The organism is Dankookia rubra (assembly GCF_004355005.1).
Classification (GTDB): Bacteria; Pseudomonadota; Alphaproteobacteria; order Acetobacterales; family Acetobacteraceae; genus Paracraurococcus; species Paracraurococcus ruber_A.
This window is the reverse complement of record NZ_SMSJ01000011.1, coordinates 59,417-78,072: the sequence shown is the minus strand read 5'-3', so window position 1 is coordinate 78,072 and position 18,656 is coordinate 59,417. Positions and strand designations below refer to the sequence as shown.

Genomic DNA, 18,656 nt, shown 5'->3' with positions numbered 1-18,656 from the left:
GGTCGGCGCAGGCTGACACGGCCGCGGCGCCATGGGCAGCCGTCACCCCGGCTTTCACGATCGGCGCCGAAGCCCTGGCTGGCTGGCAGGCCGGCGGCGCGGCACGAATGATCCAGCGCAACCCCCGGCGGGACCCTTGGTCCGGCTACAGCACCCCGTCGCGGGTCGGGTTCACCGGCTTGTCCTCCCGCAACTCACGCTTGCGGCGGCGCAGCTGCTTGGCGACATGTTCCAGCGCCTGCGCGAAGGCGCCGGGGGCCGCGGCATGCTCGGCCTCGCCGTCGAAATACAGGCCGCGGCCGCTATGGACGCGGATGGTGCAGCCGAAGCCGCCCTTGCCGGTGCGGGAGAAGGTGCAGGTCGCATCCTCCGCCTTGTCGAAATACTTCCGCCCGAGCGCCTCGAGCTGCTCGGTCGCATGCGCGCGCAGCGCGTCGCCCACATCGACCTGATGGCCGGAGACGATGATGCGGGAGGCGGCGTCCCCATCGGTCGGCGGCTTCGGCTGCATGCGGCGTCCCTTCCCGTTGCTGCGGCCCGAACGCGGGCTGGGCGCCGCCGTTGCGCCACTCACCCCGGGTCGATCACCAGACCTTCGTAGGGACGCAGGCGATGCGGGTTGCCGAAATCGCCATGGGTCGAGAGCAGCGGCGTGCCAGCGGCGTCCAGCGCCTGCTCGGCGCCGCCGAGGTTCAGCGCGACCAGCAGCCGCCGGCCATCCCCCGGGTCGATGCGGGCATAGCGCAGCACCTCGCCCTCCGCCGCGACGGACTCGATCCTGCCGAGCGCCAGCGCCGCTTCCCGCCGCCGCAGCGCCAGCAGGGCACGATAGAGCGAGAGCATCGAAGCCGGGTCATGCGCCTGTGCCGCGGCGTTCATCGCGGCGTGGTCGTCGCCCAGCGGCAGCCAGGGCTTGCCGGTGGTGAAGCCGGCCTGCGGCGCGTCCTCCCACGGCAGCGGCGTGCGCACCGGATCGCGGCCGAGGCCGAGGCCGGGCACCCGCTTCTCCCAGGGATCCTGCACCAGCGCCGGCGGGATCGGCACGTCGGTCAGGCCGAGCTCCTCGCCCTGGTAGAGCGTCGGCGTGCCGCGCAGCGTCAGCAGCAGCATGGCGGCGAGGCGGGCCTGCTGCGGGCCGAGGCGGCTGGCGACGCGGCTGCGGTCGTGGTTGCCAAGCACCCAGTTCGGCCAGGCGCCGGGCGGCAGCGCCGCCTCGTAGCGGCGCACCAGGTCGGCGATTGCCGCGGCGGACCAGGGCGTGGTGATCAGGTGGAAGTTGAAGGGCAGGTGGAAGCCCCCGAGGTCGACGCCGTAATAGGCCACCAGGCGGTCGATCGGCAGCCAGGCTTCGCCGATCAGCAGGCGCTGGTTGGCATAGCCATCCGTGACACGGCGCATGGCGGCGACGGCGGAGAGCACCTCCGGCTGGTCCATGGTGCGGGCGCGGATCACCCGGCGGGCCGGCGACATCCCCGGTTGCCAATCGGGATCGGGCGGATTGTCGCGGAGCCCGGTGTCCTCGAACAGGTGGTGGATCGCGTCGACCCGGAAGCCGTCCACGCCGCGGTCGAGCCAGAAGCGCAGCACGTCGAGCATCGCGTCCTGCACCGCGGGGTTGCGCCAGTTCAGGTCGGGCTGCTGCGGCAGGTAGGCGTGGTAGAAATACTGGCCGGTCGCCGCGTCCAGCGTCCAGGCGCTGCCGCCGAACTCGCTCAGCCAGTTGTTGGGCGGGCCGCCATCCGGCGCCGGATCGCGCCAGACATACCAGTCGCGCCGCGGATCGTCGCGCGTGCTGCGGCTGGCGGCGAACCAGGGATGCGTATCCGCGGTGTGGTTCGGCACGTAATCGAGCAGCACGCGCAGGCCTCGACCATGCGCCGCGGCGACCAGCGCGTCGAAGTCGGCGAGCGTGCCGAAAGCGGGGTCGACGCCGCAGTGATCGGCGACGTCATAGCCGAAATCGGCCAGCGGCGAGGGGTAGAAGGGCGAGATCCAGACCGCGTCCGCGCCGAGCGTGACCAGGTGGTCCAGCCGCGACGCGATGCCGCGCAAATCGCCGATGCCATCGCCGTCGCTGTCCTGGAACGACCGCGGCCAGACCTGGTAGATGACCGCGCCCTGCCACCATGCCGGCATCCGGCTCAGCCCTGCCCGAGCGGGGAAGCGTCGTAGGCCTCCAGCAGCGCCGCCGGATCACGGTAGATGGCGATGCAGCCGGCCTCGCGCAGCACCGCTTCGGGGAAGCCGCCCGAGAGCAGGCCGACGGTGCGCAGCCCGGCCTTCGCCGCGGCCTCGGCGTCATAGGGCGAATCGCCGACGACGATGGCCTCCTCGGGCGGCAGGCCATCGAGCGCGGCGAGGAAGATGTCGGGATGCGGCTTCGACTGCTCGGCATCCGCCGAGGTGGTCTCGGCATCGACCAGATCCTCGATTCCGGCGAGCGTCTTGTAGCGCGCCAGCTCGTCCGGCTTGCCGGAGGAGGCGAGGATGACGCGCCGGCCATCGGCGCGGATGCGGCGGAACAGCTCGGCGACACCGGGGAAGGCGCGGGCGCGGCCGATCATCTCGCGCATGTAGAGGTCCTTGCGGAAAGCCTCCATCGCCTCGCCATCCCGCTCCACCACAGCGTCCGGCAGGAAGACCGGCATCAGCTGGTCGCCGCCCTTGCCGATCTGCGCGCGCACCGCGTCGAAGGCGACGTCATGGCCGAAATGGCGGAAGGTGGCGACCCAGCTCCCGGCGTGCAGGTCGACGGTGTCGACCAGGGTGCCATCGACGTCGAAGATCACGGCTTGCACGCGGACAGCCTCCAGCGATGAGCGGGCGCAACCTTCCAGCGCCGCGCGGGTTCCCGCGGGCCTCAGCGGTTGTCCGCCTCGTCCTCGGTCGGCAATTCGCAACGATTGTGGATATGCGTCGCCGCCACCGCCGCATGCGCCATGGCGACAACAATCTGGTCGAGGCCGCGGACGATGTCGCCGGCGGCATAGAGGCCGCGCACGGTGGTCTGGTTGTGGCTGTCCACCCGCAGCGCGCCGCGCTCGTCATGCTCCGCGCCCAGGGCCACCGCGAGCTCCGAGCGGTAATGCAGGCCGAGCGCGGAATAGAGCAGGTCGAAGCGGTGCTCGCCGCCGGCGCTGCGCAGGGCGGCGATGCGGCCATCCCGGACGTCCAGCGCCTCGACCGGCTGCTCCACCAGCTTCAGCCGATGCTCGGTGACGGAGGAGCGCTGCTTCTCGTCGAGTTCCATCGGGCAGCCGAGCGTCAGCAGGGTCACGTCGTCCGAATAGGTGCGGGCGATGAACAGCGCCTCGCCCAGGCCGCGCTCGCCATGGCCGATGACGGCGATGCGCTTGCCGCGGGATTCGTAGCCGTCGCAGATCGGGCAGTAGCGCACCAGGCCGCGGCGGACCGCATCCGGCAGGTCGGGCAGGTCGGGCTCCACGTCCACCGCGCCGGTCGCCAGCAGCACGCGGCGGGCGCGGATGGTGCGGGACCCGCCTTCGGGCGACCGGGTGGCGGCGCTGAAGCCCTCCGCGTCCCGCGCCAGGCCGGCGACGGTGCCGGGCTCGACCTGCACGCCGTAGCGGCCGGCGGTCTCGCGGTCGCGGCGCAGGATCTCCGGCCCGGCGATGCCCTCGGCGAAGAAGGGGATGTTGTGGCTGGTGGGGATCCAAGCGGCGCGCGGCGTGCCGCTGTCCACCACCAGGACGCGGCGGCGGAAACGGGCGAGGTAGATGGCGGCGGTCAGCCCGGCCGGACCGCCGCCGATGATCAGGCAGTCGAGCGGCGCCTCGTCGTGCGGCATGGCGGGACTCCTCTCGGCGGTGCTGCCGGGGGCAACGCTGCAGCGCGGCAAAAGGCCGCAGCGGCGTCAGCCGGCACGAAGGATGCGCCAGGCACCGGCGACCGCGGCGGCGCTGGCGGCGTGCGGCAACAGGTGCCAGCCGGCGTCCGGACCACGCGCCGCCAGCAGGATGGTCATGTCGCCGAGCGGGATCAGCAGCGTCACTGCCAGCACCAGCGCCGCCGCGTCGCGGTCGCCCCGCCACACCAGGCCGAGCAGGTAGCCGGCGAAGGCCAGGTCGCGCAGGCCGACGACGGGGATATAGGCCAGCGCCGCGCCCTCGGGCGGCGGCAGGCCGAAGATCGCCGCGCCCCAGCCAGGCGCCGCGATGAAGACCAGGCCGAGTGCCGCGAGGGCAAGCGCCAGCGCCAGGGCCGGCCAAGTGGTGGGGTCGCGCGGAAGGATCATGCGCCGGGGCCAACGCATGGGCAGGCCGTATCGCCTCCCCGGCGAACCGCGGCGCGCCGCCGCCGTTGTCGCGCCAGGCGCCTGGTCGAATCAGCCCGGCCCATTCTCGCGCAGAAGGAACGATATCATGGATCGACGCGGCATCCTGCTCGGCTCGGCCGGGCTCGCGGCACTTTCGCTCAGCCTCTCCCCGCGCCTCGCGCTGGCGCAGGGCACGTCCCGCTGGCTTTCGGGCTCCGAGCACCTGGCAATGACGCTGATGGCCGGCACGCTGGCCAAGCAGACCAGCCAGATCGCGCTGGAACGCGCGCAGAACCCGCGGGTGAAGCAGTTCGCCGGCTTCGAGATCGCCGAGCAGACCGCGGTGGCCCAGGTGCTGACCAATGCCGACAACCCGCCGCCGGTGCCGCTGGATGCCGAGCACGCCGCGGTGCTGAAGACGCTGCAGGCACAGTCCGGCCCGGCCTTCGACCGCGCCTACATCCTCGGCCAGATCACCGGGCACCAGGAGCTGCTGCAGATCCAGCAGGGCTACCTGGACAACACCAACCGCAGCACCGACACGCAGCACATCGCGGTGCTGGCGCGGATGTCGATCCAGCAGCACCTGGTGATGCTGCAGGAAATCCAGCAGATGCTGGGCTGATCAGCCCGGCTGATCACCGAGCAGGCCGGCGACGAAGCCGGCCAGCCAGGGCTGCCGCGTGCGGTGGGTGCGCGCGGCATGCAGAACCGCCCGCACCGCCGCGACGGTCGCGGGGAAATCCTCGTTCACCAACACATGGTCGAACTCGTCCCAGTGCCGCATCTCGGTGCGGGCGGCGACCATGCGGCGGGCTATCTCGTCTTCCGGGTCCTGGTTGCGGCCGCGCAGGCGGCGCTCCAGCTCGGTCAGGCTCGGCGGCAACAGGAAGATGCCGACCACATCGGCCGCCATCGTTTGCTGCAACTGCCGGTGGCCCTGCCACTCGATGTCGAACAGCACGTCGCGGCCGGCGGCCAGCGCCGCCTCGACCGGCGCGCGCGGCGTGCCGTAGGACCGGCCGAGGAAGGTCGCGTGTTCCAGGAAGGCGCCGGCGGCGACGCCATCGGCGAATTGCTCCGGCGTCTGGAAGAAGTAGTGCTCCCCTTCCCGCTCGCCCGGGCGCGGCGCCCGCGTGGTGGCGCTGACCGAGAGCGACAATTCGGGTTCGGTCTCCAGCAGGGCGCGGGAGACGCTGGTCTTGCCGCCGCCGGGGGCGGAGGCGAGGACGAGGCAGATGCCCCGGCGGGTGGGGTGGGAAGGCACGCTATTCGACATTCGCCGCCTGTTCCTTCAGCCGCTCGATCGCCGCCTTCAGGTCGAGGCCGATCCGCGTCAGCGGCACCGAAGCCGATTTCGAGCAGAGCGTATTGGCCTCCCGGACGAATTCCTGGGTCAGGAAGTCGAGCTTGCGGCCGGCGCCCTCGCCCGCTGCCAGCAAGGCGCGGGCGGCATCGATATGGGCGGAGAGCCGGTCGAGCTCCTCCCGCACGTCGGATTTCTGCGCCAGCAACGCGACCTCCTGCGCGAGGCGCTCCTCCGGCACCCGGGCGCGTCCGCCCTCGCCCAGCAGCGCGGCCAGGCTTTCGAGCAGCTTCGCGCGCTGCGCCTCCGGCTGCCCGGCGGCCTCGGCGGCGGCGGCGTCGCGGAGGGCGGCGATCTCCTCCAGCAGCCCGGCCAGGATCACCTGCAGCTTGCCGCCCTCGGCCTGGCGGGCGGAGACGAGGCCGGCCAGCGCGGCGTCATAGGCCCTGGCCAGGGCCACGCGCTTCGATGCCTCCGCCGCCTCGTCGGGCTCCACCACCTCGGCCCGCATGACGCCGGGCAGGGCCAGCAGCGCCTCGGCGGCCGGGGCGACGCTGCCGCGGATCCGCCCGGCGAGTTCCAGCGCCAGATCGAGCGCCTGGTCGAGCGCCGCGCGATCCACCACCAGCCGCGGCCGCTCCTCGCGCTTCAGGGTGAGGCTGGCCGAGACGTTGCCGCGCTTGAGGCGCTTCGCCGTTGCCTCCCGCAGCGCCGCTTCCAACGCGTCCTGGCCGTTCGGCAGCCGGAGCCGCAGGTCGAGGCCGCGGCCGTTCACGCTTCGCAACTCCCAGGCAAAGCTGGTGCCGTCGGCCAGCGTGCCACTCTCGCGCGCGAAGCCGGTCATGCTCATAAGGGTGCCCATGCGGCGGGTTGTCCCGCCTTGGTGGATCGGATGCAAGCGATGGCGACACCCCCCTGGCCCTGGCAGCATGTGCTGGTGACCGGCGCCTCCTCCGGCATCGGCCGGGCGCTGGCGCTGGCCTGCGCCGCGCCGGGGGTCACGCTGCATCTCGGCGGAAGGGATGCCGGGCGGCTGGCGGCGACGGCGGAAGCATGTGCGGCCGCAGGTGCGGCCGCGCTGCCTCGGGTCGTCGACGTGCGCGACCAGGCGGCGATGGCGGCCTGGATCGGCGGCGCCGGGCGGCTCGACCTCGTCATCGCCAATGCCGGCATCTCCGCCGGCACGGGGGGATCGACCGAGCCCGCCGAGCAGGCCCGGGCGATCTTCGAGACCAACGTGACCGGGGCGCTGAACACCGCCCTGCCGGCGCTGGACACCATGGCGGGCCAGGCGCCCGGCCCGGGGGGCCTGCGCGGGCGGGTGGCCGTTATCGCCTCGATCGCCGCCTTCATCGCGGTGCCCGGGGCGCCGGCCTATTGCGCCAGCAAGGCCGCGGTGCAGCGCTGGGCGGAGGCGCTGGACGCCACCGAGCGCCGACGCGGCATCCGGCTGCACGCGGTCTGCCCCGGCTATATCCGAACGCCGATGACCGATGCCAATGCCTTTCCCATGCCTTTCCTGATGGCGCCCGAGGAGGCGGCGCGGCGGACCCTGTCCGGGATCGCCGCGGGGAAGCTGCGGATCGCCTATCCCCTGCCCACCTACCTGGCGGCATGGCTCGGCGGCGCCCTGCCGCCCGGGCTCAGGGCCGCGTTGTTCGCGGCGGTGCCGGCGAAGGGGTCGATGCTGCCGCGGGTGGGGTGACCCGCTTGCGCCGGCCGGCTCGCTTGGCCAGCAGGTTCAGCCCCTCCACCGCCGCGGCGAAGGCCATGGCGACGTAGACGAAGCCCTTCGGGACGTGCACGCCGAGGCCCTCGGCGACCAGCACCATCCCGATCATCACCAGGAAGGCCAGCGCCAGCATCACCACCGTCGGGTTGCGCTCCATGAAGCGGGACAGCGCGTCCATCGAGAACAGCATGGCGACGACCGAGACCACGATCGCCGTGGCGATGATCCAGAACTCCCGCGTCAGCGCGACCGCGGCCAGGATGCTGTCGACGGAGAAGACCATGTCGAGCAGGAGGATCTGGAAGACGGTCGGCCAGAAGGACGCCAGCCGGGCATCCGCCGCATGGCTCTCGGCCTGGCTGTCGGGGTCGACCCGGTGGTGGATCTCGATCGTCGCCTTGCCGATCAGAAACAGCCCGCCGGCCAGCAGGATCAGGTCCTTGCCGGAGATCCCGAGGCCCATGACCTCGAGAAGCGGCCGGGTCAGGGTCAGCAGCCAGCTGGTCCCGGCCAGCATGGCGAAGCGCAGCAGCACCGCGAGGCCGAGGCCGATCCGCCGCGCCGGCACCCGCTGCGCCTCCGGCAGCCGGTTCGACAGGATGGCGATGAAGACGAGGTTGTCGATGCCGAGCACCACCTCCATCCCGATCAGGGCGAGGAGGGCGACGGCGATTTCGGCGTCCATGGTCGATACGGTCCCGGCTTTGGCCGCGGTAACGCTTCGTCACCCTGGGCGTTGCCGGCTGGCCTTGGATCGGGGCAGGCTGGCCCCACCTCCAGGTGAGATCAGGTCGCCGCGGGGCCGGCAGTCCCGGCAGCGATCTGCTCTGGAAAGCAATGCACGCGGGCGGAGACCGGTCCGGATCAAGGACTGCGATCCGCCCGAAATCAGGTTTGGAGCGCACCGCCTTGGGTCCTGCTGGCCAGCTCGCACTCGGCCTCCGGCTGGCGCGGCGCGAATTGCGTGGCGGCATCCATTCCCTGCGGATCGTCCTTGCCTGCCTGGCGCTCGGCGTCGCCGCGATCGCCGCGGTGGGCACGCTGCGGGCGGGCATCGAGGCAGGGTTGCAGGCGGATGGTGCCCGCATCCTCGGCGGCGACGTGGAACTCCGCAGCGGCAACCGCCCGGCGACGCCCGAAGCGCGCGCCTGGATCGAGGCGCGCGGCGGCCAGGTCTCGGCCGTGGTCACCCTGCGCTCGATGCTGGTGGCGCCCTCGGGCGAGCGGATGCTGGTCGAGATGAAGGCCGCCGACAAGGCCTATCCGCTGTTCGGGGCGCTCGAGCTCGACCCGCCGGTGCCGCTGGCCAACCGCCAGGAACTCAACGCCGTCCCGATCCTGCAGCAATCGCCGGTCGAGGAGGCCGCGGCCAATGCCCCGCGCGTGGCGCTCGACCCGCTGGTGGCGGAGCGGCTGGGCCTTGCCGTCGGCGACCGGGTGCGGATCGGCGAGGCCTCCTTCGTCTTTGCCGCGGTAGTGCGGGCGGAGCCCGACAAGGCCACCACCCCCGCGCTCTTCGGCCCGCGCGCCCTGATCACCGAGGCGATGCTGGCCCGCACCCAGCTGCTCCAGCCCGGCAGCCTGGTGCAGCACGACCTCCGCATCCGGCTGCCCGAGGGCACTCCGCGCGCCCGCTTCGCCAATGAATTGCGGACCGCCTTCGCCGCCGAGGGCTGGCGCATCCGCACCGCCGACCAGGCGGAGCCCGGGGTGAACCGCTTCCTCGACCGCGCGGCCTCGTTCCTCACGCTCGCCGGGCTGACCGCGCTGCTGGTGGGCGGGATCGGCGTCGGCACCGGGGTGCGCGGCTGGCTGGATGCGCGGGCGCGCTCGATCGCCACGCTGCGCTGCCTCGGCGCCCCGGCCGCCATCATCTTTCTGACCTACCTGATCCAGGTGCTGGCATTGGCGGCGCTCGGGATCGGGATCGGGCTGGTGGGCGGCTATGCGCTGACCTGGGCGGCGGCGCAGGCGCTGTCGGGCTCACTCCCGGTGCCGCCGCGGCTGGCGCTCTACCCGGCGCCGCTGGCGCTGGCGGCGCTCTACGGGCTGTTGACCGCGCTGGCCTTCGCGCTCTGGCCGCTCGGCCGTGCCGCGCGGATCTCCGGCGCGGCGCTGTTCCGCGATGCGGTGCAGCCGGCCGGGGCCTGGCCGGGCGGCGCGGTGCTGGCCCTCAACCTGGCGGCGGCCGCGGCGCTGGTCGGGTTGATCGTCGTCACCTCGGGCGACCGCTGGTTCGCCCTCGGCTTCTGCGGCGCGGCCATCGCCGCGCTGGCGCTGTTCCGCGGCGGCGCCTGGGCGCTGGCGGCCGGCGCGCGGCGGCTCGGCCACCTCCGCCGCCCGGCCCTGCGGCTCGGCCTTGCCAACCTGCACCGGCCTGGCTCGCCGGCGGCGCTGCTGGTGGTCTCGCTCGGCATCGGTCTGACGACGCTGGCCGCCATCGCCCAGATCGAGGGCAACCTGCGCCGGCAGCTGGCGGCCGAGATGCCGGCCCGCGCGCCCAACTTCTTCTTCATCGACATCCAGTCCGACCAGGCCCAGCGCTTCGACGCGACCGCCCTCGCCCTGCCGGGGGTGACGGAGGTGAAGCGCGTCCCGAGCCTCCGCGCCCGCGTGGTCGCGGTGAAGGGCGTCCCGGCCGAGCAGGTGAAGGTCTCCGAGGAGACCGCCTGGGCGCTGCGCGGCGACCGCGGCCTGACCTATGCCGCGATGCCGCCGGAGGGCACCAAGCTGGTGGAGGGCGGCTGGTGGCCGGCCGACTACCGCGGCAAGCCGCTGCTCTCGATGGATGCGGGCATCGCCCGCGGCTGGGGGGTGGGGATCGGCGACGCCATCACCGTCAACGTGCTGGGCCGGACCATCGACCTCGAGGTCGCCAACCTGCGCGCGGTGGATTGGCGCGGCCTGGGGATGAACTTCACCCTGGTCGCCTCCCCCGGATTGCTGGAGGCCGCGCCGCACACCCACATCGCTACCGTTCGCGGCGACCCGGCGCAGGACAGCGCCGTGCTGCGGGGTCTGACCGACGCCTTTCCCAACATCTCCGGCATCCGGGTGCGGGATGCGCTGGAGGCGGTGGCGGCGATCCTCGGCCGCGTCGGGACCGCGCTCTCGGCGACCGGCAGCCTGACCCTGCTGGCCGGCGGCCTGGTCCTGGCCGGGGCAGTCGCCGCGGGGCAGCGGCAAAGGGTGCGGGATGCGGTGGTGCTGAAGACGCTCGGTGCCACCCGGGCGCAGATCCGCGCGGCCTGGCTGGTGGAATATGCGCTGATCGGGCTGGTCGCCGGGCTGCTGGCGGCGGTGGCCGGCAGCGCCGCGGCCTGGGCAGTGATCACCCAGGTCATGCGGGCGGACTGGGCGCTGCTGCCGGGAACCCTGGCGGCGACGGTGATCGGCTGCGCCCTGCTGACCCTCGCCTGCGGCCAGATCGGCACCGCCCTGGCCCTGCGGGTGCGGCCCGGCCCCCTGTTGCGGAACGAATAGGGATTCTTCACGCTTCGCTACATGGACTGCGACCGTCGGAAGCCTACATTAGCGGTGCCGGCCTGCTCCCGCGCGCCGGCTGGAGTCGCTGCCGCTTTCACGCGGAATCCCGTTGAAACGGGTTACAGCTTCTCCATATAACCATCGTCGCGGGGATTGCCCCCCTTGGGAGGTTCGAGACACCTATGGCCCTTCAACCCGACTATCGATACCAGACGGGTGCGCCTGGCTGGGGTCGCACAGCGACCGCCGACGCGGCCGCCGTCGATGCCGGGCTCCGGGGGTACATGCTCCGGGTCTACAATTGGATGGCCTCGGGGCTGCTGCTCACCGGCATCGTCGCAATCGCGGTGGTCAGCGTGCCTGCGCTGCAGGAGCTGTTCTACACCGCCGCCCGCACCCAGTCCGGCCGCATCGTCATGCAGCCGACGATCCTCTTCTGGGTCGCCGCGCTCTCGCCGCTCGCCTTCACGCTGGTCCTCAGCTTCGGCTACAACCGCCTGAGCAAGACCACGTCGCAGGCTTTGTTCTGGGCCTTCTGCGTCTGCATGGGCGCGAGCCTGAGCAACCTGGCCTTCCGCTACACCGGCGCCAGCATCGGCACGACCTTCTTCATCACGGCGGCGATGTACGCCTCGGTCAGCCTCTACGGCTACACGACCAAGGCCGACCTGACGAAGATGGGCAGCTTCATGATGATGGGCCTGATCGGCATCATCATCGCCGGGCTGGTCAACATGTTCATGCAGTCCTCGGCGTTGCAGTTCGCCATCAGCCTGATCGGCGTGGTCGTCTTCGTCGGCCTCACGGCCTACGACACCCAGCGGATCAAGGCGGACTACATCGAGTATTCCTATGCCGAGGGGACGGAGGAAGCGGGCAAGCGCAGCGTGATGGACGCGCTGGGCCTCTACCTGAACTTCATCAACCTGTTCCAGATGATGCTGCAGCTGGTGGGCGTCCGCCAGAGCAACGACTGAGCCAGGGCCTTTCCGGTCCGGCACGGCCCCGGGGGGAGACCCCCGGGGCTTTTTTTGTGGCTATCCTTACCCTCGGAGGAGCCCCACCATGACCGCCCGCCCCCCGCTGCCGCCCTTCACCGCTGACACCGCTGCGCAGAAGGCCCGCGCCGCCGAGGATGGCTGGAACAGCCGCGACCCCACCCGCGTGGCGCTGGCCTATACCGAGGACAGCCGCTGGCGGAACCGGGCGGAGTTCTTCTCGGGCCGCGCCGCGATCACCGCGTTCCTCACCCGCAAGTGGGCGCGGGAGCTGGACTACCGGCTGATCAAGGAGGTCTGGGCCTTCGCCGGGAACCGCATCGCGGTCCGCTTCGTCTATGAATGGCGCGATGACAGCGGGTCCTGGTTCCGCAGCCATGGCAACGAGAACTGGGATTTCGACGAGCAGGGCCTGATGCACGAACGCCATGCCAGCATCAACGACGTGCCGATCCGGGAAGCCGACCGGCTGTTCCGCTGGCCGGCGCCGGGGCCGCGCCCGGCCGACCATCCCGGCCTGACGGCGCTGGGGCTCTAGCGGCATGGGCCATTCGCACCATGTGCATGACCACCATGGCCATGACCACGCCCATGGGCATGGCCACGCGCACCACCGGCACGGGCCGCGGCCGGAGGAGCGGGGCTTCGCCCTCGGCGTCTCGCTCAACCTCGGCTTCGTGGCGCTGGAGGTCGCGGCGGGGCTGATTGCCGCCTCGATGGCGCTGCTGGCGGATGCCGGCCACAACCTCTCGGACGTCCTCGGCCTGGTGCTGGCCTGGGTCGCGGTGCGGCTGGCCCGCCGGCTGCCGAGCCGGCGGCGCACCTACGGCTTCCATCGCGCCAGCATCCTGGCGGCGCTGGCCAATGCCATGCTGCTGCTGGTCGCGGTCGGCGCCATCGCACTCGAATCCGTCCAGCGGCTGATCGCGCCGGAGCCGGTGGCGACCGGATGGATGCTCTGGGTCGCCGCCGCCGGCATCGTGGTGAATGGCGCCACCGCCCTGCTCTTCGCCCGGGGGCGGGAGGCCGACATCAACCGTCGCGGCGCCTACCTGCACATGGTGGCGGATGCCGGCGTCTCCGCCGGGGTTGTCGCCGGCGCGCTGCTGATCCAGGCGACCGGCTGGCTTTGGGTGGACCCCGTGCTCGGCCTGATCATCGCCGGCGTCATCCTGGTGGGCACCTGGGGGCTGCTGCGGGAATCGGTCGATCTGGCGATGGACGCCGTGCCGCCGGCAATCGATCCCGCCGCTGTCGGCGGCTTCCTCGCGGCCCAGGCGGGGGTGACCGAGGTGCACGATCTGCACATCTGGGCGATCTCCACCACGGAGACGGCGCTGACCGCGCATCTGGTCCGGCCCGGCGCCGCGATGGATGACGGCTTCCTCACGGCGCTCTGCGGCGAACTCAGGACGCGCTTCGGCATCGGCCATGCCACCCTGCAGGTGGAGAGCGGCGACCCGGCGCATCCCTGCGCCCAGGCGCCTGCCGAGACGCTGTAACCGGGCGGCACAACCTGGCGCCTCCGCCCGCGTTCGACGGGGATACCAAAAGGAATCCCGGGATGCGCGCACTGGTCTGGCACGGCAAGCAGGACATCCGTTGCGACAACGTTCCCGATCCAAGGATCGAGCAGCCGCGGGACGCCATCATCCGCGTCACCTCCTGCGCGATCTGTGGGTCCGACCTGCATCTGTACGACAATTTCATGCCCGGCATGAAGAACGGCGACATCATGGGCCATGAGACCATGGGCGTGGTCGAGGAGGTCGGGCCCGACTGCACCAACCTGAAGAAGGGCGACCGCGTGGTCATCCCCTTCACCATCATCTGCGGCGAGTGCGACCAGTGCCGGCGCGGCAATTTCAGCGTCTGCGAGCGCAGCAACCGCAACAAGGACATGGCCGACAAGGTCTTCGGCCACACCACGGCGGGGCTGTTCGGCTATACCCACCTGACCGGCGGCTATCCCGGCGGCCAGGCCGAGTATCTGCGGGTGCCCTTCGCCGACAAGACGCACATCAAGGTGCCGTCCAGCCTGTCCGACGAGCAGGTGCTGTTCCTGTCCGACATCTTCCCGACGGGGTGGCAGGCCGCGGTGCAATGCGACATCCAGCCGACCGACACGGTGGCGATCTGGGGCTGCGGCCCGGTCGGGCAGATGGCGATCCGCAGCGCCGTGCTGCTCGGCGCGAAGCAGGTCATCGCGATCGACAACGTGCCCGAGCGCCTGTCGATGGCGCGGGCCGGCGGCGCCACCACGCTGAACTTCTCCGAGGACAGCATCGTCGAGCGGCTGAACGAGTTGACCGGCGGCAAGGGGCCGGAGAAGTGCATCGATGCCGTGGGCATGGAAGCCCATGCGACGGCGACGATCGACAGCATGTACGACCGCGCCAAGCAGGCGGTGATGCTGGAGACCGACCGGCCGCATGTGCTGCGGGAGATGATGTATGTCTGCCGCCCCGCCGGCGTGCTCTCCATCCCCGGCGTCTATGGCGGCCTGCTCGACAAGATCCCCTTCGGCATGGCCATGAACAAGGGCCTGACCATCCGCATGGGCCAGACCCACGTGAACCGCTGGAGCGACGACCTGCTGCGCCGGATCGAGCAGGGGCAGATCGATCCCTCCTTCGTCATCACCCACCGCGTCGGGCTGGAACAGGGGCCGGAGATGTACAAGACCTTCCGCGACAAGCTGGACAGCTGCATCAAGGTGGTGATCCGGCCATGAGCGGGCGCGCGGCGCGGCGGCGCGGCGAACGCCGCGCGGATACCACCCTCGGCCTGGCACAGGGCCTCGGGTGGTTCAGCATCGGGCTGGGCCTTGCAGAGCTGCTGGCGCCGCATGCGGTATCCCGCAGCCTCGGCCTGCGCGGCCACGAGAAGCTGATCGCCGGCTACGGCGTGCGGGAGATCGTTGCCGGGGTCGGCATACTCGCCTCGCGCGATCCGACGCCCTGGATCTGGGGTCGGGTCGCCGGCGATGCGCTGGACATCGGCACCCTGGCCGGCGGGCTGGCGACGGGGCGTGGGCGGGAGCGCGGCAATGCCGGGCTGGCGATCGCCGCGGTGGCCGGCGTGACGCTGCTCGACGTGCTCTGCGGCCGGGCGCTGGGCGAGCGGAAGATCACGGAGCGGAAGCGGCTGGCGCGGGACTATGGCGATCGCCGCGGCATGCCGAAGCCGGCCGAGGCGATGCGCGGCGCGGCCCGCGACTTCGAGGTGCCAAGGGATTTCCGCATCCCGGATCCGCTGCGGCCCTGGGGCAGCGCGGCCTGAAGGTTGGGGGAGAAGGCATTCTCCCCCAAGCCCCCTCATCCATTTCTGTGAGTCAGCATTCGCCGCGCGGCAGGTGCCCAGTCAGAAAAACAGAGGAGGGTCGGACGCACTGCGTCCAACGGGAGGACGCTTCCTCCCTGGCCTTCAAATGACCTGGTACCGCGCCTTCGCCGCCCGCTCGATCGCCCCTGCGATCAACCGGTCGAGGTCGAGCGCGATGCGCAGGTCCTGCAGGAACTGCAGCTCGGCCTGGGATGCCTCGCCATCCGCCGCGGCGACCTCGCAGGCCAGCAGGTAGGCGGTCTCGCGCAGCCGCTGCGGCAGCGCGTCGCGGATCAGCGTCATGGCGCGGTCGAGGCCATCCTCGCGTTCCAGCAGGCCGAGGCAGGTTTCCGTCACGCTGGCGATGCCGGCGGGGTGGAAGTCGCTGAAGACCGGCAGCTCCTGCACCAGGCGGGACATCATCCCGACCTCGGCATCGGTCATGTTGCGGTCCGAGGCCGCCATGAGGACCATGGCGCAGACCAGCGCCTCCTGCGGGTTGAAACGCGTATTGGGCATGGGGCCTCGCTGTTCCGGCGGTCCGGTCGCCGCGGTGCGGGGCGGAACCTCCTTGGGCAATCTCGTCGCGCCGCGCTCGCCTCACGTCAATGATTAGTCCTGTAACATTGCTCACGGGTGGCTGAGGAAGTCGCGCGTTTCCGCCACCACCTGGGCGAGGCCGAGGCGGCGCACCGGCACGCCCTCCGGCAGGCCGGCCAGCAGGCGGGTGGGGCAGGACCGGTCGAGCAGCACGAAGACGCCACGGTCGTCGTGGCGGCGGATGAGCCGGCCGAAGGCCTGACGCAGCCGGTGCCGGGCCTGGGCGTCGTCATAGGCCTTCGGCTCGCCGCCCGAGAGGTGGATGCGGCGCTCCCGGTGCAGGATGGAAGGGCGTGGCCAGGGCACCCGGTCGAAGACCAGCAGGCGCAGCGACCGGCCGGGGACGTCGACGCCGTCCCGCATGGCATCGGTGCCGAGCAGGCAGGAATTCTCCTCCGCCCGGAAGACGTCGACTAGCGTGGCGTTGTCCATCGCGTCGACATGCTGGGCATAGAGCGGGATACCCGCCGCCTCCAGTCCCGGCGCCATGTGGCGGAAGCTGTCGCGCAGCCGGCGAATGGCGGTGAAGAGGCCGAGCCCGCCGCCGCCCGAGGCCTGGAACAGCGCCTGCATCGCCGCCGCGACCTGGCCGTTGCGCGCCTTGTCCACGTCCGTCACGACGAAAGCGCGGGTGCGCGCCGCATAGTCGAAGGGGGAGGCGACGGCAGCGCGGATCGCCGGCGCGCTCAGGTGGCTGGCGCCGGTGCGGGCCTCGGCCGCGGTCCAGGCGGCCTCCTGGTCCTCGGCGAGGCCGGCGTCGCGCAGCGTCGCCGAGGTGATGAGCATGCCATGCGAGGGCGCTGCGACGGCCAGCGCGAAGGGCGTCGTCGGGTCCAGCCAGTGGCGGTGCAGGCCGGCATCGACCTCCCGCCCCTCCCGCCGGGTCAGCGCCAGCCAGTCCACGAAGTCGCGCCGCACGCCGGGCAGCGCCGGCGGCTCGCGCAGGGCGCGCAGCATGGCCTGCCAGGCCTTCAGCGGCATCAAGGCGCGGCGCTCGATGCCCTTGGCCGCTGTCTCGATGCGGATGCGGTCGCCGGTCTCGAGCTCCTCCACCTCGTCCTCGAGCCGCGCCATCAGGCGGTCGCGCAGCGACGCCAGCGGCTCCTCCACCCGCTTCAGGGCACGCTCCAGCGCCTCGGCCGCCTCGGGGATGTCCTCCCCGAGCGGGTGGAGGTCGCATTCGACGTCGTAGGTCCCCTCCTCCTCCGGCGCCCGGGCCAGGACCTGGCGGCGGACGGCGCGAAGGAAGAGCTCGGTCGGGTTGGCCTGGCGCTCGGCGGCGGCCTCGCTGAGCCGCCTGCGATCATCGCGGGCGGCGTCGCCCGGAGGGGGGATCGTCGGCTCCCCGTAGTCCTCGCGCGGCCCCTCCGACAGGCGCGTGACCCAGCCGAGGCCGGGCAGCGCGCGGGCGGCCTGCAGCGCGGCCTCCATCGGTGCCAGCAGTTCCGGGATGTCGCCGGCCAGTTCCTCGATCCGGCGCCTGAGGCCGCGCGCCCGGCTGCGGCCGCCCTCGGCGCCCAGCAGCCACCGGCGCAGCTCGGCGGTCTCGGCGCCGCTGATGGCGGCGCTGAAGGCGGCGTCCGCCGCGTCGAAGAGGTGGTGGCCCTCGTCGAAGACGTAGCGCAGCGGCCTTCCGTCCTCGCCGCCGCCGAGCGCGGCCTGCACCATCACCAGCGCATGGTTGGCGACGACCAGCGATGCGGTCCGGGCGCGGCGGATCGAGTGTTCGACGTAGCACTGCTTGTAGCGCGGGCAGGCGGAGCGGATGCACTCGCCGCGCCGGTCGGCCAGCGGCCAGATGGCGGCAGGGCCATGCAGCTCGACGATCCACCCGGGGAAGTCGCCCCCCATCAGGTCGCCGTCCCGCGTCGCCAGCGCCCAGCGGGCGACCAGGCCGAGCGGCACGGCCAGGTCGGGATGCCCGGCCTGGCCCAGCATCTCCTCCATGTTCAGCAGGCAGAGGTAGTTCTCCCGCCCCTTGCGGACGACGACGCGGCGACGCCGCTCCTCCGGGTCCGGGTAGAGCCGGCCGAGCTCCTGGTCGATCTGCCGCTGCAGGTTGCGGGTGAAGGTGGAGATCCAGACCGGCGCGCCGTTGCGCTCCGCCCAGAGGCTCGCCGGGGCGATGTAGCCGAGGGTCTTGCCGGTGCCGGTGCCGGCCTCGGCAAGCACCACATGCGGCGATCCCTGGTCGGCCCGCGGCGCGAAGGCGCCGGCGGCGGCCGAGGCATAGTCGGCCTGCTGCGGCCGCTGCTCCGCCCCCTCCCCCAGTATATGGCCGAGCCTGGCGCGCGCCTCGTTGGGGGAGACATCGAAGCTGGCGGGCGGCTGGGCGGGGCCGGGGTCCTCCCAATCCGGCAGGCGGCGCCAGACCTTGTAGGGGTCGAGCGAGGGCTTCTCCTCCCCGCCGCCGAGCGCGGCCAGCACCGAATCCGCCCAAGGCCAGGCGGCGGCCTTCTTCAGCTGCGCCGCCAGCATGCCGGCGTCGCGGTTCATCGGCTGGGTGCGGCCGGCGGCCAGGCGGCGCAGCAGGATGGTCGCCATCTCCGGCAGCAGGGCGGCCGCCGCGGCATCGTCGGCCGGCGCGTCCAGGTCGAGCGCCAGGGCCAGGCCGCGCGGCGTCGGCGCCGCCGGCCGGGCTGGCAGGCAGAAGGCGAAGAGTTCCAGCAAGTCGAAGCAGGCATCGAAGCGCGGCAGGTCCAGCCGGCGCGCAGTCGCCGGCCCGTGCACCAGCAGCGGCGGCGCGCCGTCCAGCGCCCGGCGCAGCCCGGCGGAGGGGACCTCCAGCAGCTCGCCATCCGGCGTCAGCAGGGTGGCGCGGCCATGGCCGGCGATCAGGGCCGGGGCGTCGGGCAGCAGGAGTCGGGGGGGAAGGGCCATGGATGGCCCATCCTAGCGCAACCGGGCCGAATGGTCGCCAGCTGCCGGCACGCA

General features: G+C 72.3%; 18 protein-coding genes. 8 read left to right on the top strand and 10 right to left on the bottom strand.

The genetic code is table 11. The features are described 5' to 3' along the window. Nucleotides 1-145: 145 nt before the first annotated feature. The 5 genes from E2C06_RS11485 to E2C06_RS11465 all read right to left on the bottom strand — a co-directional run bounded on the left by E2C06_RS11485 (nt 146) and on the right by E2C06_RS11465 (nt 4,255). Nucleotides 146-511, bottom strand: coding sequence for an HPF/RaiA family ribosome-associated protein (locus tag E2C06_RS11485; RefSeq protein WP_133288748.1), 366 nt, complete (start codon nt 509-511; stop codon nt 146-148). 59 nt (nt 512-570) lie between these two features. Next, nucleotides 571-2,136, bottom strand: a complete 1,566-nt coding sequence (locus E2C06_RS11480) for an alpha-amylase family glycosyl hydrolase (protein WP_133288747.1) — start codon at nt 2,134-2,136, stop codon at nt 571-573. A 5-nt stretch (nt 2,137-2,141) separates the two neighbouring features. Beyond that, nucleotides 2,142-2,798 carry an HAD family hydrolase gene (locus tag E2C06_RS11475; protein WP_133288746.1) on the bottom strand — a complete coding sequence of 219 codons (657 nt, stop codon included), beginning with the start codon at nt 2,796-2,798 and terminating at the stop codon, nt 2,142-2,144. A 62-nt stretch (nt 2,799-2,860) separates the two neighbouring features. Further along, on the bottom strand, nt 2,861-3,808 hold the full coding sequence (locus E2C06_RS11470) for an NAD(P)/FAD-dependent oxidoreductase (protein WP_133288745.1): 948 nt from the start codon (nt 3,806-3,808) through the stop codon (nt 2,861-2,863). 66 nt (nt 3,809-3,874) lie between these two features. After that, the gene (locus tag E2C06_RS11465; RefSeq protein WP_165982337.1) at nt 3,875-4,255 is read right to left on the bottom strand and encodes a DUF4267 domain-containing protein; all 381 of its coding nucleotides are present in this window, start codon (nt 4,253-4,255) and stop codon (nt 3,875-3,877) included. 127 nt (nt 4,256-4,382) lie between these two features. Between E2C06_RS11465 and E2C06_RS11460 the strand changes: the two genes are divergently transcribed. Further along, nucleotides 4,383-4,901 (top strand): DUF4142 domain-containing protein, encoded by a 519-nt coding sequence (locus E2C06_RS11460; protein ID WP_165982336.1) that lies wholly within the window; start codon nt 4,383-4,385, stop codon nt 4,899-4,901. Here the strand turns inward: E2C06_RS11460 and gmk are convergent, their stop codons facing one another. Both gmk and E2C06_RS11450 read right to left on the bottom strand, forming a co-directional pair. Beyond that, nucleotides 4,902-5,555: a guanylate kinase gene (gene gmk, locus E2C06_RS11455; RefSeq protein WP_133288742.1), complete on the bottom strand. Its 654-nt coding sequence runs from the start codon at nt 5,553-5,555 to the stop codon at nt 4,902-4,904. Further along, nucleotides 5,545-6,444 carry a YicC/YloC family endoribonuclease gene (locus tag E2C06_RS11450; protein ID WP_241671224.1) on the bottom strand — a complete coding sequence of 300 codons (900 nt, stop codon included), beginning with the start codon at nt 6,442-6,444 and terminating at the stop codon, nt 5,545-5,547. The genes gmk and E2C06_RS11450 overlap by 11 nt, the downstream gene beginning before the upstream one ends. 39 nt (nt 6,445-6,483) lie before the next feature. Between E2C06_RS11450 and E2C06_RS11445 the strand changes: the two genes are divergently transcribed. Further along, nucleotides 6,484-7,287: an SDR family NAD(P)-dependent oxidoreductase gene (locus E2C06_RS11445; protein WP_338324206.1), complete on the top strand. Its 804-nt coding sequence runs from the start codon at nt 6,484-6,486 to the stop codon at nt 7,285-7,287. On the opposite strand, the gene E2C06_RS11440 is transcribed toward E2C06_RS11445, so the two are convergent. Continuing rightward, nucleotides 7,226-7,999, bottom strand: coding sequence for a TerC family protein (locus E2C06_RS11440; protein WP_133288740.1), 774 nt, complete (start codon nt 7,997-7,999; stop codon nt 7,226-7,228). The genes E2C06_RS11445 and E2C06_RS11440 overlap by 62 nt on opposite strands. Before the next feature lie 224 nt (nt 8,000-8,223). Between E2C06_RS11440 and E2C06_RS11435 the strand changes: the two genes are divergently transcribed. From E2C06_RS11435 to E2C06_RS11410, 6 genes are all read left to right on the top strand, one after another. Beyond that, nucleotides 8,224-10,797, top strand: a complete 2,574-nt coding sequence (locus tag E2C06_RS11435; RefSeq protein ID WP_241671223.1) for an ABC transporter permease — start codon at nt 8,224-8,226, stop codon at nt 10,795-10,797. Between the two features lie 185 nt (nt 10,798-10,982). Continuing rightward, complete coding sequence (locus tag E2C06_RS11430) at nt 10,983-11,777, top strand: Bax inhibitor-1/YccA family protein (protein WP_133288738.1); 795 nt, start codon at nt 10,983-10,985, stop codon at nt 11,775-11,777. Nucleotides 11,778-11,865: 88 nt separating this feature from the next. Then, nucleotides 11,866-12,336, top strand: a complete 471-nt coding sequence (locus E2C06_RS11425; RefSeq protein ID WP_133288737.1) for a nuclear transport factor 2 family protein — start codon at nt 11,866-11,868, stop codon at nt 12,334-12,336. A gap of 4 nt (nt 12,337-12,340) precedes the next feature. Continuing rightward, nucleotides 12,341-13,300, top strand: coding sequence for a cation diffusion facilitator family transporter (locus E2C06_RS11420; RefSeq protein WP_133288736.1), 960 nt, complete (start codon nt 12,341-12,343; stop codon nt 13,298-13,300). Nucleotides 13,301-13,362: 62 nt separating this feature from the next. Further along, nucleotides 13,363-14,532, top strand: a complete 1,170-nt coding sequence (locus tag E2C06_RS11415; RefSeq protein ID WP_133288735.1) for a zinc-dependent alcohol dehydrogenase — start codon at nt 13,363-13,365, stop codon at nt 14,530-14,532. Then, nucleotides 14,529-15,080, top strand: a complete 552-nt coding sequence (locus E2C06_RS11410; protein ID WP_133288734.1) for a cyclase dehydrase — start codon at nt 14,529-14,531, stop codon at nt 15,078-15,080. Before E2C06_RS11415 ends, E2C06_RS11410 begins: the two co-directional genes overlap by 4 nt. A 144-nt stretch (nt 15,081-15,224) precedes the next feature. On the opposite strand, the gene E2C06_RS11405 is transcribed toward E2C06_RS11410, so the two are convergent. Both E2C06_RS11405 and E2C06_RS11400 read right to left on the bottom strand, forming a co-directional pair. Continuing rightward, a complete protein-coding gene (locus E2C06_RS11405; RefSeq protein WP_133288733.1) occupies nt 15,225-15,641 on the bottom strand; it encodes a tellurite resistance TerB family protein in 417 nt (138 codons plus the stop codon). Between the two features lie 111 nt (nt 15,642-15,752). Beyond that, nucleotides 15,753-18,602 carry an ATP-dependent DNA helicase gene (locus E2C06_RS11400; RefSeq protein WP_133288732.1) on the bottom strand — a complete coding sequence of 950 codons (2,850 nt, stop codon included), beginning with the start codon at nt 18,600-18,602 and terminating at the stop codon, nt 15,753-15,755. Between the last annotated feature and the right edge of the window lie 54 nt (nt 18,603-18,656).